10 protein-coding genes, 1 tRNA gene and 1 pseudogene are annotated in these 15,146 nt (G+C 46.3%); 8 read left to right on the top strand and 4 right to left on the bottom strand.

What is annotated here, in order from left to right; all coding sequences use genetic code 11:
* Nucleotides 1–158 precede the first annotated feature (158 nt).
* A complete protein-coding gene (gene alaC, locus LC084_RS16175) occupies nucleotides 159–1,397 on the top strand; it encodes an alanine transaminase (RefSeq protein WP_036116118.1) in 1,239 nt (412 codons plus the stop codon).
* A gap of 71 nt (nucleotides 1,398–1,468) precedes the next feature.
* Here the strand turns inward: alaC and ypdK are convergent, their stop codons facing one another.
* Nucleotides 1,469–1,543 carry a membrane protein YpdK gene (gene ypdK, locus LC084_RS23380; RefSeq protein ID WP_110025758.1) on the bottom strand — a complete coding sequence of 25 codons (75 nt, stop codon included), beginning with the start codon at nucleotides 1,541–1,543 and terminating at the stop codon, nucleotides 1,469–1,471.
* Between the two features lie 514 nt (nucleotides 1,544–2,057).
* On the opposite strand from ypdK, the gene LC084_RS16165 reads away from it, so the two are divergent.
* Together LC084_RS16165 and LC084_RS16160 are read left to right on the top strand one after the other, a co-directional pair.
* Nucleotides 2,058–4,004: a methyl-accepting chemotaxis protein gene (locus LC084_RS16165; protein WP_226572214.1), complete on the top strand. Its 1,947-nt coding sequence runs from the start codon at nucleotides 2,058–2,060 to the stop codon at nucleotides 4,002–4,004.
* 247 nt (nucleotides 4,005–4,251) lie between these two features.
* On the top strand, nucleotides 4,252–4,692 hold the full coding sequence (locus tag LC084_RS16160; protein WP_226572213.1) for a helix-turn-helix domain-containing protein: 441 nt from the start codon (nucleotides 4,252–4,254) through the stop codon (nucleotides 4,690–4,692).
* A gap of 9 nt (nucleotides 4,693–4,701) precedes the next feature.
* Here LC084_RS16160 and LC084_RS16155 read toward each other — a convergent pair whose 3' ends face one another.
* Complete coding sequence (locus LC084_RS16155) at nucleotides 4,702–6,069, bottom strand: L-serine ammonia-lyase (protein ID WP_226572212.1); 1,368 nt, start codon at nucleotides 6,067–6,069, stop codon at nucleotides 4,702–4,704.
* Between the two features lie 17 nt (nucleotides 6,070–6,086).
* The gene (locus LC084_RS16150) at nucleotides 6,087–7,364 is read right to left on the bottom strand and encodes an HAAAP family serine/threonine permease (RefSeq protein ID WP_226572211.1); all 1,278 of its coding nucleotides are present in this window, start codon (nucleotides 7,362–7,364) and stop codon (nucleotides 6,087–6,089) included.
* A 1,414-nt stretch (nucleotides 7,365–8,778) separates the two neighbouring features.
* On the opposite strand from LC084_RS16150, the gene speFL reads away from it, so the two are divergent.
* The 5 genes and pseudogenes from speFL to LC084_RS16120 all read left to right on the top strand — a co-directional run bounded on the left by speFL (nucleotide 8,779) and on the right by LC084_RS16120 (nucleotide 14,760).
* Entirely contained in the window at nucleotides 8,779–8,883 is a 105-nt protein-coding gene (gene speFL, locus LC084_RS16140) for a leader peptide SpeFL (RefSeq protein ID WP_226572210.1), read from the top strand.
* Nucleotides 8,884–9,122: 239 nt separating this feature from the next.
* Nucleotides 9,123–11,321: an ornithine decarboxylase SpeF gene (gene speF / locus LC084_RS16135; protein WP_226572209.1), complete on the top strand. Its 2,199-nt coding sequence runs from the start codon at nucleotides 9,123–9,125 to the stop codon at nucleotides 11,319–11,321.
* Nucleotides 11,318–12,631: a putrescine-ornithine antiporter gene (gene potE / locus LC084_RS16130; RefSeq protein WP_226572208.1), complete on the top strand. Its 1,314-nt coding sequence runs from the start codon at nucleotides 11,318–11,320 to the stop codon at nucleotides 12,629–12,631. The genes speF and potE overlap by 4 nt, the downstream gene beginning before the upstream one ends.
* A 385-nt stretch (nucleotides 12,632–13,016) precedes the next feature.
* Nucleotides 13,017–14,450, top strand: a pseudogene (hsdR, locus tag LC084_RS16125) (EcoAI/FtnUII family type I restriction enzme subunit R); the annotation flags it as partial.
* Nucleotides 14,401–14,760 carry a hypothetical protein gene (locus LC084_RS16120; RefSeq protein ID WP_226572207.1) on the top strand — a complete coding sequence of 120 codons (360 nt, stop codon included), beginning with the start codon at nucleotides 14,401–14,403 and terminating at the stop codon, nucleotides 14,758–14,760. The pseudogene hsdR and the gene LC084_RS16120, both read left to right, overlap by 50 nt.
* A gap of 245 nt (nucleotides 14,761–15,005) precedes the next feature.
* On the opposite strand, the gene LC084_RS16115 is transcribed toward LC084_RS16120, so the two are convergent.
* Nucleotides 15,006–15,080: transfer RNA gene (locus LC084_RS16115), tRNA-Arg, on the bottom strand.
* Between the last annotated feature and the right edge of the window lie 66 nt (nucleotides 15,081–15,146).

Raw genomic sequence — 15,146 nt, 5'->3', positions numbered from 1 at the left:
AGCGTTATATATAACGTAATGCCATGTGGTTACAGACAAACAGTGTTTTTTCCTGTGATGTATCGACAAGCCGGTAAGAGAAGCGCACTGTAAAAAGGCTGCATCAGCGGCAACGTCGCTCGGATGGTCCGGGCGCTTACGTCATCTCAGAGGTTACTATGGCTGATTTCAGTCCAAAACGGCGCTTTGCGCGCATCGACAGACTCCCCCCTTACGTTTTTAACATTACCGCTGAACTGAAGATGGCTGCGCGTCGGCGCGGCGAAGATATTATCGATTTCAGTATGGGTAACCCGGATGGTGCAACACCTGCGCATATCGTCGAAAAGTTATGTACTGTCGCCCAGCGCCCTGATACACACGGTTACTCTACCTCAAAAGGGATTCCACGTTTACGCCGTGCTATTTCTCGCTGGTACCAGGACAGATATCAGGTGGATATTGACCCGGAAACAGAAGCGATTGTCACTATTGGCTCAAAAGAAGGCCTGGCGCACTTAATGATGGCAACACTGGATCTTGGTGATACGGTGCTGGTGCCAAACCCGAGTTACCCCATTCATATCTATGGCGCGGTTATTGCCGGGGCGCAGGTGCGTTCAGTACCCCTGGTTGAAGGCGTTGATTTCTTTAATGAGCTGGAACGAGCCATTCGGGAAAGTTACCCTAAACCTAAGATGATTATTCTCGGTTTTCCCTCCAACCCAACAGCACAATGTGTTGAGCTGGATTTCTTCGAGAAAGTGGTGGCTCTGGCACGCCGTTACGATGTGCTGGTTGTGCATGATCTTGCCTATGCCGATATTGTTTATGATGGCTGGAAAGCGCCATCCATAATGCAGGTACCGGGTGCCCGGGAAGTGGCAGTAGAATTTTTCACACTGTCTAAAAGCTATAATATGGCTGGCTGGCGTATTGGTTTTATGGTCGGCAACCCAGAACTGGTACATGCCCTGGCTCGTATTAAAAGTTACCATGACTATGGTACTTTCACCCCTCTTCAGGTGGCCGCTATTGCTGCTCTGGAAGGGGATCAAACATGCGTACATGAGATTGCCGAAGAGTATAAACGCCGCCGTGATGTGCTGGTGAAAGGCCTGCATGAAGCAGGGTGGATGGTCGAGTGTCCGAAAGCATCCATGTATGTTTGGGCAAAAATTCCTGAACCCTATGCAGGAATGGGGTCGCTGGAGTTTGCTAAAAAATTACTGGCAGATGCCAAAGTGTGCGTATCACCTGGTATTGGCTTTGGGGACTATGGCGATACCCATGTGCGCTTCGCGTTGATTGAAAACAGTGACAGGATTCGCCAGGCTGTAAGAGGGATTAAAGCCATGTTTCGTGCAGATGGCTTGTTACCTTCCTCCCGGCATCCGGCAGCTGAAGGCGAAAAATAAGCGTTCATTCCCCCACATAAACAAAAAAGGCGCATTGCGCCTTTTTTGCTTCAAGTAACACAGTGAGAGTGTTATTCCACCATCAGTACAAATGTTCCTGCCCACACCAGGATAATGACTGAAATTCCCATAAAAAAGTATTTCACAGTAGACACTCCGCGTAGTTGTAACGCTAAACAACGTTGTTAAAACGTTCTGAGAAAAAGTATAAAAGACACCCAACGCCAGACTGAATATTGAGACTTTTCTTGTTGGTTCTGCTTACTGTCTTTGGCGAAAAAAGTTTCAGTGTGGCGTGCCATTTGCCCGTAATGTACTGCGTAAAATAGAGGGGGGCAAGGTGCTTTTGGTTGTTTTTTGTACACTTAAATTTGAACTGTAAAACTATATAAAAAACTATATTTATCAATATTTTAAATGTTACTTATTGGCGACACTTTTTAGTTCTGTCATGTAATTAATTGTTTTATTTTAGCGTTACCTATGGACAGCGGTGAATAATGACATCGGCTGGGCATTTGCACTGTGTGTTTCAGGCATTTGCCTGGTTGAAGTGGATTCAGCCCACAATCTATTAACCCTTTTTAAGTATCACTAAATAATCTGTTTGAGTGACCGATAACTGAGCTATTAGCGCAAAAAAAACACACAGGGGCGAGTATGAGCTTGGTCAGCGGATTAAAAAATATAAGAATTTCAAGGAAATTATATGCCGGGTTTGGCCTGGTACTATTGTTGGTAGCTATTGCTTCCGCCCTCAGCGTGATGCGTTTTCGGGATATCACGAATATCTACGATAAAACGAATCTTATCTACAACATCAATATTGAAGTATTCCAGGCAAAGATTAACCGCCTGAAGTATTTCTATTCTGGTGATGACAAAACCCGGGACATCATGGCGAAGTTTGTCAGCCATGCACAGGAATTGGTTCAGGAAGCCAAAGGCCGCCGTTGGTCAGCAAAAGAGGCGGCAATGGTTGATGACCTGGGCACGCAGTTGCAGGGCTTTCAGGATAATATTACTCAAATGGGGCAAGCCACCCAGGCGCTGCGCTCTGTAAAGCAAGCGTTAGAAGACCATAATGCACAAGATATGACTGGTCAGTTTGCCGAACTGATTCGTACACCTGTCAGTAATACTCAGGATGCTTACGCCATTTATGATTTTTTGTTACTGGTGGGGAGTGTAAATGATCAGGCGTTGTCTCTACGGCTGAGCGGCACTGAAAGCGCCCGTGCAAAATTAGAGCAAACCTGGAAGCGCGCGGGTGAGAAATATCAGCAATTATCAACAGTGCTGCCGCCAGAACAACTCGCTCCTTTCACCCGGCTATGGAAAAGCACGAGTGATTATAAGAGCGTAAACGACAACTATCTGGCGGCATTTAATGGCCTTAAGGCTGCTGAAGATAATGTCAAAACATCAGGTGATAAAAGTAGTGCCATCATCAAACAGTTAATTGCTACGGTAAAAATCCAGAACGATAAACTGGCATATGGTTCCGCCAGTATTACGGTGGTAATTGGCCTGGTCGCGATTTTGATTGGCATCTTTGTGACCTGGTATATCACGCGGCAGATAACACGCCCGGTTGTGCATAACCTGTCGCTGGCACAGCGTATTGCCAGCGGGGATCTCAGCGCAACCATTCAGTCCAGCAGCAACGACGAGCTGGGCAAATTAACCAGCGCAATGGGGCAAATGAATACCCGGCTGCGCACTATGATTAGTGAAGTGCGTAATAGTGTTCTGGCGGTAACTCGTTCGGCCAGTGCCATTGCTGAAGGCAATACTGACTTATCCGCCCGCACGGAACAACAGTCTGCTGCTGTAGTGGAAACTGCAGCGAGTATGGAGCAGTTAACTTCAACGGTGCGAAATAACGCAGACAATGCTCGCCATGCCAGCCAGATTGCGGCCGAAGCAACCAACAATGCGGTCCAGGGTGGGGAAGTTGTGCGTAACGTGGTCAGCACGATGGCAGATATCTCATCAAGCTCGAAGAAAATTTCTGATATCACCGCAGTCATTAACAGCATTGCTTTCCAGACCAACATCCTGGCGCTGAACGCTGCAGTGGAAGCGGCTCGTGCCGGTGAACAAGGGCGGGGGTTTGCAGTGGTGGCCAGCGAAGTACGTAGCTTGTCTCAGCGCAGTTCTCAGGCAGCGAAAGATATCGCCACACTGATTGATGAATCAGTAAGCCGGATTAATACCGGTAGTTCGTTAGTGGCACAAGCTGGGGAAAATATGGAGCAGATAGTGACATCAGTGCGCCGGGTTAATGACATCATGGGGGAAATCTCTTCTGCTTCGGAAGAGCAAAGCCGGGGCATAGCCCAAATTGCGCAGGCTATTTCAGAACTGGATACCACTACTCAACAAAATGCTTCTTTAGTAATGGAATCCTCCAGTGCTGCCAATGCGCTGGAAGAGCAAGCGACACTGCTTGAGCAGCTAGTGGCTAGTTTCCGCCTTGGTGACGCACCAGCCACCGTACCTTCACTGGCATTACCTGGCAAGGGAACAAAACATCTGCTCTCACCCGTAAAGCCCACGTCAACGCAAGATCAGGCCAATGATGAGGGCTGGACAACGTTCTGATAAGCATTAAACCTGATTAAGGCAGGGTAGTAAGGAACTTATTACTGCCCTGGCCGTTTATATTAAGGAAAATCTGTATCCTTCCTCACATCTCACCAGAGGTTAGCTTCTTGATGCCAGCATAATCTGCTATTGTCATCCCCTGCTATTTCTTTTTTTGCTTTTTACCTGGCTACCGGCTGCGTAGTAATTCTGTGAAAATTCCTATTAAACAGGTGGAAAGCCTGGTATTACCCAGAAGGCTTCAATGAAATTTACAACCTTGTCAGATGATGAAGTAGTGGCGGAGCTTTGCCGTCGCATCAAGGAAACTCGTATTGCCCAACGTTTGTCGCAAATTGAGCTTGCCAGCCGCGCACAAGTAGGGATTGCGACAATCAAACGTGTTGAACAGGGCGGAGCAGTCACCTTAACTACATTGATCGGCATTCTGCGGGCTCTGGACCGGCTTCACCAACTGGAATCAGTTCTGTTTGATTCAGAAGTTCGCGGGTTTAATGCAGATTTACATCCTTCACAGGCGCGCCCACCGCAGCGCATCCGGAAAAAAACGGTCTCCATTGCTGCGCCTGAAGTAAATGTGCCTGCCAGAGAAAAAGAAACCGGGAAAAAGATGAACGAATGGTATGCGACAGCGATGGAAAATAGTGTTGTCTGGCCGGTGCATTGGCCAGACGAAAAGAAATAGTTCTTGCGGTTATGCTTCGCAAAGTGCGACTTTTATTGCCAGCCCTCCCTGAGCTGTTTCCCGGTATTTTGCGTTCATATCTTTACCTGTTTCGTACATGGTTTCGATAACTTTATCCAACGATACCCGGGGAACACTGGTGCGCAGCATTGCCATACTGGCGGCGTTAATGGCTTTTACCGCAGCAATGGCGTTACGCTCAATACAGGGAACCTGCACCTGGCCCGCTACCGGGTCGCAGGTAAGCCCCAGGTTATGCTCCATGCCTATTTCCGCCGCATTACAAACTTTCTCCGGGCTGCCACCTAATAATTCCGCCAGCCCGGCAGAGGCCATAGAGCAGGCGACGCCAATCTCACCCTGGCAGCCAACTTCAGCACCGGAAATAGACGCATTCATTTTGTACAAAATCCCGACGGCTCCTGCTGCCAAAAAATAACGCAGCGTGAGTTCCGGCGTGAGTGGTTGAATAAAGTGGTCGTAGTACGCCAGCACGGCAGGGATAATGCCACATGCCCCATTGGTTGGAGCCGTAACAACGCGCCCGCCTGCAGCATTTTCCTCGCCCACCGCCATGGCAAACATATTCACCCAGTCCATTGCCCTTATGGCATCCGGGCGAATACTCTCACCCGGCGACAACACACGGTGTAAGGCCGAGGCTCGGCGAGGTACGCGCAAAGGCCCCGGTAAAACGCCTTCAGTGCGTATGCCTCGTTCTATCGCCTGGCGCATGGTGCCCCACAACTGTGTCACCCGTTCTTCCACGGCAGCACGCCCGTATAATGCGCTTTCGTTTTGCATCATAACGGCAGAAATGGACAGTCCATTAGCATGGCAGGTTTCCAGCAAATTATTTGCTGAGTAAAACGGAAATGGCACTATTACTTCATCCCGTTGTTGCTGGCCAAATTCCGCTTCACTGACCACGAACCCTCCGCCGACAGAGTACCAGGTTTTATGATACAACCGGTGCGGGCCGTCCCATGCCGTGAATGTCAGCCCATTTTCATGAAGCGGCAGGCGGCGGTCATGAAAATTGAGCACCAGTTCCGGGGTAAACTGCATACCTGTTTTGTCTGAAACGGGTAGTTTGCCCGTTTGATTAACCTCACGAATAAATAACGGGATGGCATCAATATCTACGGTTTCAGGTTTATTACCGGCAAGCCCCATAATGATGGCAATATCTGTATGGTGACCTTTCCCTGTCAGCGATAAAGACCCATAAATATCGACCTCTATTTTGCGAGTAAGCGGCATTAAGTCTTGTTCAATTATTTCACTAATAAACAAGTTGCCTGCCACCATTGGCCCGACAGTATGGGAGCTGGAAGGGCCAATACCCGGTTTGAATATACTGAAAATACTGATCATAAGGGGCCTCCAGCCAGTTATTTTACCAGGTCAAACAGAATGGCAGACATTGCAACCAACCCAACCAGGACAACAAAAATATTCGACAGCTTCCCGCTGTATTTACGCATTGCTGGCACTTTATGAATGGCATACATCGGCATCAGGAACAGCAGCATGGCAATAACTGGCCCGCCCAGTGTTTCTATCATGCCTAAAATACTGGGGTTCAGCGTAGCCACCGCCCAGGTACTCAGCAGCATAAACAGTGCCGTGAAACGAGAGAGCCGGGTTGGCTCAATAGTGCGGCCACGGCTGCGTAACTGTTTAATGACCAGGCCATTAAAACCTTCACTGGCACCAATATAATGACCTAAAAATGACTTGGTGATGGCAACGAATGCAATAACCGGTGCAGACCAGGCAATAACCGGATTATTAAAATGATTCGCCAGGTAGGAGAGAATGGATATATTTTGTGCTTTCGCCTGAGCCAGGTTTTCCGGGCTCAGGCTAAGTACACAACTGAACACAAAAAACATCACAGTAATAACCATCATAATATGTGCACAGCAAAGAATTTTGGCACATTTACTTTCAGCCTGGTCACCATATTCTTCACGCTTGGCAACGGCAAAAGCGGAAATAATCGGTGAATGGTTAAATGAGAACACCATAACCGGAATAGCCAGCCACATAGTCATCCATAAACCATGCCCGGATACACTGGATGTCATGCTATGGAAAATGGCTCCGTTCCAGCCTGGAACCAGGTAGAGGGCCAGTACCATCAAGGTTGCTACGAACGGGAATACCAGAATACTCATAGCACGAACAATAAACTTCTCCCCCAGGCGCACAATAGTCATTAACCCTATAATTAATATCAGGGCAAGCAGGGCACGCGGTGGCGAAGGTAAGTGAAGTTGGTGAACAATAAAGCTGTCTACCGTATTTGTAATCGCGACACTATAAACTAATAAAATAGGGTAAATCGCAAAAAAATAAAGCAGGGTGATGATTTTCCCAGCGCCAGTACCAAAATGCTCTTCAACCACTTCGGTAATATCTTCGCCAGGCTTTTTACCCGATAAAACGAAACGGCATAAACCACGGTGAGCAAAAAATGTCATCGGGAAAGCTAAAATTGCCATGAATATCAGCGGGAGAAGGCCACCAATCCCCGCATTAATTGGCAGAAACAGCACACCAGCACCAATTGCTGTGCCATATAATCCGAGCATCCAGATAGTGTCGGTTTTCCGCCATGTCCTGTTTTTATCTGTATGAATTGTCGCCGTTTGAATTGTGTCCATAATAATCCTCTGTGGATATTAATTATCCAATTTTTATAAGGTAAAGAAAAAAGATGTACTTCGTTTTTATGGCGGCAAATTTATAGTATTGCTACATCATGGTTAATGTGGGGGATCACATTATCCTGTATTGAAAAAAAATTTTAAAGGATGAAAAATGATGCGTTAGGGGAAGAGATATTTAAGGGATGAATCTTAATACTTAATATTGATGCGGTGAGGAAATTATTACTGGCTAAATAACGAATATCTTATAATAAAGCACAATGTATGCGCAGGATCAATATACCATTCCCGAGTAGTATGCCAGATGAATATTGCGGTTATGAAAAGTACAAAGGCCAACAGTGTGCATAGTGTTTATACACATACCCATATTGCTTATCAAATTCAGGCGGAGATGGAAGGGCAACGTCTGGCAGGAGTCGCATTTATCGGTTTTCTCCTTTGTTATGTGTGGATTTTTGCAGTGTTCGAAAAGTATGAGGCACTTCAATAGCGCCCCCATGTTGGTTTTCATGGAAGGAGGCGGTGAACAAACCTCTTTCAATGTACCTTGATTATCGCTTTGGCAACCAGGCTCAACATGCCTGACTGGTTCATCAGAAAACGCCATATGCTGTACACGAGATTACAAGTAGTGGCTGCCACCGCTGTTTCTGTTTTCTCGCTCAGCCTGCAACCATATGAAAGTTCCGTTTTATGGCCCAGTGCAGTGTGCCGTCACCATCCAAAGAGCACAACACCGGGTAGTAACTCACATGAAGCATCGGGGGGATGATGTCTCTTGAGTAACAACAAATCACTATCAACGCTTGCCAGCGACACTCTTTTGATAATCCGATTCTCCGATTCGCATCAGTTCCTGCTCCGGGTATAAGTGGGCGCTGTGCCTGAGCAGGTAACGAAATCGCGGCTGATCAAAACCACAAATTCTTGCACTACATGCATGGATGCCATGTTTTCACAAAGTGGATACCCGGAAGATTACTGTTAGCTCCGTCACTCTATTGATTGCGCTGATCCAGAAAGTAACATTTATTTTGAATAAAAAATGCATATTTATGCAGTTCTTGCCTTGGGAGGGCGTCAGCGTAGTGCCACGGTACTGATCATTATTTTATTGTTTCTCTATATATTTAATTGCATTTTTAATTACATCTAATGAATTATTTGTCATTTATTGTTGAGTTATTTATTGGATATTTTATTTTATTGAGTTCACAAATTATTTTTATTATATTGAGTTTTATTAACAATATTGAAACATAAAGCATAGAGATCTGTGATATGCATAAAAAGCGACTAATTATTTCTGGAATGATCTGTTTTTGTTGATGTGTATCACATAATGATGGTGTTTATTAGATAAAAATGTACACGCTTTCACTTTAAACAATGAAAGGTGTTTATTATGGAAAATAACAATAGATTCATGCCTCATATCAGGCGAATACTCCACATCATGATGTTTGCTAAACGCAATAGTTTTGACTTCCACTTCTTTAATTCAAAGTAAAATTCTCATCTTCATTAAAGCCAGGTACATACCTTTTTTAGCCTTGTTTAAATTCATGGTTGTATCTGTACGCTTGTCAAAAAATCTATAAATAATTATTTTTCCGGAGTTATTCTGGTAGGTTTGTCTACGCAAAAAACAAGCCTGAGCGTAACCTGGTTCAATGGTTTTTTATATATAAATTAATCTCTTCTTGTAGAGATTAATGGCATCCTTTTGCTTAAAATAAAGAGATTAAGATGAGAGAATTAAAAATTGCCGTAAGCCGTTCTTGCCCTGACTGCTTTTCTACACAACGTTCAATTGTAAATGTATTTGACGCAAATTTTGTCGATGTCGCTGCTGTAGTTTTGTCGATTAGTGATGTTGAAAATGGTGCTCTGGAAATTATCTCCTCTACCGGGTATGCAATTCCGGTATTTATTGCTATTCAGGATGGTGAAGTTGTGCCATCAGAATATCTCCCCCGCGTTCATGGTGTTTTTGAGCACGATGAGACCCGTAATGATTATTATGGGCGCCAGCTGGAAAATGCGGCTCAGAAATATGAAATGACTATACGTCCACCATTTTTCCGTGCTCTGGTTGACTACGTTAAGCAGGGGAATAGTGCCTTTGATTGCCCCGGGCATCAGGGGGGAGAGTTTTTCCGACGCCATCCCGCTGGTAACCAGTTTGTTGAGTTTTTTGGTGAAACGCTCTTCCGGGCTGATTTGTGCAATGCTGATGTGGCAATGGGCGATTTGTTAATCCATGAGGGGGCCCCCTGTCTTGCCCAACAACATGCCGCGAAGGTCTTTAATGCAGATAAAACCTATTTTGTACTAAATGGAACCTCAGCATCAAATAAAGTGGTGCTGAATGCCGTTCTGGCGCCAGGTGACCTGGTATTGTTTGACCGCAATAATCATAAATCAGTTCATCATGGTGCACTATTACAGGCAGGAGCTACTCCCATTTATTTGGAAACTGCACGTAACCCTTATGGTTTTATTGGCGGTATTGATGCGCACTGTTTTGATGAACGCTATTTACGTGAGCGTATTGAGGATGTTGCACCTAATAAAGCCAGAGATGCTCGGCCGTTCCGGCTGGCCGTTATTCAGTTAGGCACGTATGACGGAACAATTTATAATGCGCGGCAAGTGGTGGACAAAATAGGTCACTTGTGTGATTACATTTTGTTTGATTCCGCATGGGTGGGTTATGAGCAATTTATTCCTATGATGGCTGAGTGCTCTCCACTATTACTGACACTGAATGAAAATGATCCCGGGATTTTTGTCACTCAGTCTGTACATAAGCAGCAGGCCGGTTTTTCTCAGACATCACAAATCCATAAAAAAGACAGCCATATAAAAGGACAGGACCGTTATGTACCACATAAGCGATTGAATAATGCATATATGTTACATGCGTCTACTAGCCCATTTTACCCATTATTTGCTGCGCTGGATATTAATGCACAAATGCATGAAGGTGAGAGCGGGCGATATATGTGGCTGGATTGTGTCTTTAACGGAATAGAAGCCCGTAAGCTGATCCTGAGAAATTGCCATGCAATTCGACCATTTGTGCCTGAATCTGTTGATGGGAAATCCTGGGATATGTGGGATACACCAACAATTGCCAATGATCGGCGGTTCTTCCACTTTGTTCCTGGCGAGTCATGGCATGCATTTGGCGGTTATACTGCAGACCAGTATTTTGTCGACCCGTGCAAATTATTACTGACCACACCGGGTATCAACACGCGTAATGGCAGTTATGATGACTTCGGTGTGCCTGCTACAGTCCTGGCGCATTTCTTGCGTGAAAATGGTGTCGTTCCTGAAAAATGTGACCTTAATTCAATTCTGTTCTTGCTGACACCAGCCAGCGATATGGCGAAGTTACAGCAGTTGGTCGCGCTATTGGTTCGGTTTGAAGCACTTCTGGAAAGTGATGCACCTTTACAGGCGGTTCTGCCTTCTCTTTATCACCAGCATCAAACACGTTATGCCGGTTATACCCTGCGCCAACTCTGCCAGGAAATGCATGATTTTTATGCCAGCAATGATGTTAAACAACTGCAGAAAAATATGTTCCGTGAACAGTATTTCCCTCGCGTAGCAATGAATCCACAACAGGCAAATTATGCCAATGTCAGAGGCAATGTTGAGTTGGTCCGTTTGTCTGATGCTGAAGGGCGCATCGCCGCCGAAGGTGCACTTCCTTACCCGCCAGGAGTGATGTGTGTAGTGCCTGGTGAAGTATGGGGTGGGGCGGCCTTCCAGTATTTCACTGCACTGGAAGACGGTATCAACCAGTTGCCTGGGTTTGAGCCTGAGTTGCAAGGGGTTTATGTCAAGTCATGCGATAACCGCAAGCAGGTTTGGTGCTATGTCATCAAAAATTCTGACACTGAAAACCACCTGCTTAAAGGAGAAAAATTATGAAAAAGTCCAATAAGATGGGGGTGGTACAACTCACTATTCTGACAATGGTTAACATGATGGGGTCGGGGATTATTATGTTACCAACCAAGCTTGCGGAAGTGGGCACCATCTCTATTATTTCATGGTTAGTCACCGCGGTTGGGTCAACGGCACTGGCGTGGGCGTTTGCCAAATGTGGGATGTTTAGCCGGAAATCAGGCGGAATGGGCGGCTATGCCGAGTATGCCTTTGGTAAATCAGGCAACTTTATGGCGAACTACACCTACGGTGTGTCGTTATTGATTGCCAATGTCGCAATTGCCATTTCTGCCGTGGGGTATGGTACTGAATTACTCGGGGTTACACTCAGCCCGGTACAAATTGGCCTAGCGACCATTGCTGTATTGTGGATATGTACAGTAGCCAATTTTGGTGGTGCGCGTATCACCGGGAATATTAGCGGCATTACTGTATGGGGTGTCATTATTCCGGTTGTTGGTTTATGTGTTATTGGCTGGTTTTGGTTTGATCCGGCAATGTACATCTCTTCGTGGAACCCACATCATGTACCTTTTTTTACCGCTGTTGGTTCTTCAATTGCTATGACCTTATGGGCTTTCCTTGGTCTGGAATCTGCGTGCGCTAATACAGATGTTGTGGAGAATCCAGAACGCAATGTCCCCATCGCTGTATTGGGTGGGACGCTGGGGGCGGCGGTGATTTATATTGTCTCCACTAATGTCATCGCTGGTATTGTGCCAAATATGGATTTGGCTAATTCTACAGCACCCTTTGGGTTGGCCTTCGCGTCCATGTTTACACCTGCAATAGGGAAAGTGATCATGGGGCTGATGATTATGTCATGCTGTGGTTCATTACTGGGGTGGCAGTTCACCATTGCACAAGTATTTAAATCTTCTGCAGATGAGGGCTATTTCCCCAAAATATTCTCACAGATAACAGCATCGGAAACACCGGTCCGCGGTATGCTCGCCATTGTGATTTTCCAAAGTGGTTTGTCTTTAATGACTATCAGCCCATCGCTAAATAGCCAGTTTAACGTGCTGGTTAACCTTGCTGTCGTAACCAATATCATTCCTTATATTCTTTCTATGGCAGCACTGGTGATTATTCAGAAAGTCGCCAAAGTGGCTCCCAGGAAAGCAGCTATCGCCAACGGAGTTGCTTTTATTGGCGCGCTATACAGCTTTTATGCGCTTTATTCATCGGGCGAAGAAGCAATGCTATATGGTGCCATTGTGACTTTTATGGGGTGGACGCTGTACGGGATTGTGTCGCCACGTTTTGAATTACATAACAAACAGAGCTAATGACTTTATCTGGATAATGATACTGAACTGTATGAAGTGAAAGTATTATTAATGGTCATGGCGAGCTTTGCTGTGCAATACCCCGGAGATAAGTCTCCGGGGTATGCATGCGATTGACATCTCTTTTGCACAGGCTAAGAACACTTCCACCTTCGTCAATAAGCTTTATGCGCTTGCTCCAGGGGCCGGGGAAACAGTTATTTCGTTTCTGAAGTGAATTTCAGGAATGACAAAAGATGAAAAAATCTATGCCAGGGAAGCAACAGCAATTGTGCAGCCAAAAATTATCATATCCGTAGCGACCTAAAACCTCGTTTCAGGTCATTACGCCAGGCACTATTCTGTGTAAAATCAGAGCTAACCCAATTTCGTGGAGTGCTCTGCTATGGCTGGCGTGAACAAAACGCACCTGACTGAAACGGATATTATCAGCAAATTTATCCTTCCTGCGGTTAAGGCGGCAGGCTGGGATGATTTGGCGCAGATTCGCCAGGAAGTGAAACTGCGTGATGGCAAAATTGTCGTGCGTGGCAAATTGGCCTCACGTATCAAAGTTAAGTCTGCCGATATCGTGCTGTATCACAAACCTAACTTGCCATTGGCGGTTATCGAAGCCAAGGCTAACAAGCACGCCATCAGTAAAGGGATGCAGCAGGGGCTGGATTACGCCAGCCTGCTCGATGTTCCCTTTGTATTTGCCTCCAACGGTGATGGTTTTATCTTCCACGATAAAACCAACCCACAGCAGCTCGAATCCGAAATTGCTCTCAACGACTTCCCAACGCCTGAACAGCTCTGGCAAAAATATTGTGACTGGAAAGGGTTCACTCAGGAGCAGTTGCCGGTTATCAGCCAGGACTATTACGACGACGGCAGCGGTAAATCTCCCCGTTACTATCAGATGCAGGCGATCAACCGAACGGTAGATGCTGTATCGGCGGGCAAGAACCGTATTTTGCTGGTAATGGCCACGGGCACTGGCAAAACGTACACCGCATTCCAGATTATCTGGCGGTTGTGGAAAGCGAAAAACAAAAAGCGCGTTCTGTTCCTTGCTGATCGCAACATTCTGGTTGATCAAACTAAGCGTAACGACTTTCAGCCTTTCGGTAATGCGATGACTAAAGTCACCGGGCGCACTATCGACCCGGCTTATGAAGTGCATTTGGCGCTGTACCAGGCCATTACCGGCCCGGAAGAACATCAAAAAGCTTATAAGCAGGTGGCAGCGGATTTCTTTGACCTGATTGTAATCGACGAATGCCACCGTGGCAGTGCCTCTGAAGATTCTGCCTGGCGGGAAATTTTGGAGTATTTCGGCAGCGCCACCCAGATTGGCCTGACGGCAACGCCGAAAGAGACCGAAGAGGTGTCCAACATCGATTACTTCGGCGAGCCGGTTTACACCTACTCACTGAAAGAGGGCATTGAAGACGGTTTCCTCGCCCCTTACAAAGTGGTGCGCGTTGATATCGACGTTGATGTCCAGGGCTGGCGGCCCGTTAAAGGCCAACTGGATAAATACGGTGAAGAGATTGAAGACCGTATCTACAACCTGAAAGATTTTGACCGCACGCTGGTGATTGATGAGCGCACCATGCTGGTGGCGCAAACCATCACCGATTACCTGAAACGTACCAACCCGATGGATAAAACCATCGTCTTCTGCAACGACATCGATCACGCCGACCGTATGCGCCACGCGCTGGTGGTGCTCAACCCGGAAGAAGTGCTGAAAAACGAAAAGTACGTGATGAAAATCACCGGCGATGACGATTCCGGTAAGGCGCAACTGGATAACTTTATTAACCCCAAACGGTAAAACGTACAAAGTGACGACAAGAGCCAAAAAGGCAGGAACTTGGCAAACATCAACCCGCTACGGAATTGAAAGTGCTGTTGATAAAAATGGCAGTGAGTTTTGGGTGTTTATCGATCTGGGCCGGGAGCCTAATGCTTTCTATATCACGCCGCTCTCCTGGATCAGGAATGATATTCATCAGGCTCATCTGGAATATCTGGTTAAGCATGGTGGACACCGTGCTCAAAACGATGAGTCAACGCATCATGCCATTCCAGTAAAACGTATTGCTGGCTGGGAAGATAACTGGGAGCAGATGGGATTTTAGTAGCAAGAGTTGTTGTGAATGCATTTTATGCGAACAACTCAAAGCCCGCCTGTAATCCGCCCAACAAACCCAGTTCCGCCATCTGAGATCTTATAGCCGTCTCTGTGCGTTGCAGCCAGGAACTGACGCGTATTGAAGCACGTTGTACCGGATATAAACCGTTGGTGCCAGACGGGCAAATTTAAAGAATATCTACGTGTTTATAAAGGAATGATGATTTTGACAGGATTCAGAAGAGGCACATATGGCGTCCCCAGCAGGAATCGAACCTGCAACTAGCCCTTAGGAGGGGCTCGTTATATCCATTTAACTATGGGGACGGGCGGCAGTAGTATACCCGTTTTCGCCGCCACGTTAAGCGCTTAGCGGTTTGTTTGCTTAATAAC

This window comes from Mangrovibacter yixingensis, assembly GCF_020523985.1.
Taxonomy (GTDB): Bacteria; Pseudomonadota; Gammaproteobacteria; order Enterobacterales; family Enterobacteriaceae; genus Mangrovibacter; species Mangrovibacter yixingensis.
Note: the sequence above shows the minus strand (reverse complement) of the source record. Positions and strands in the feature narration are given on the sequence as shown.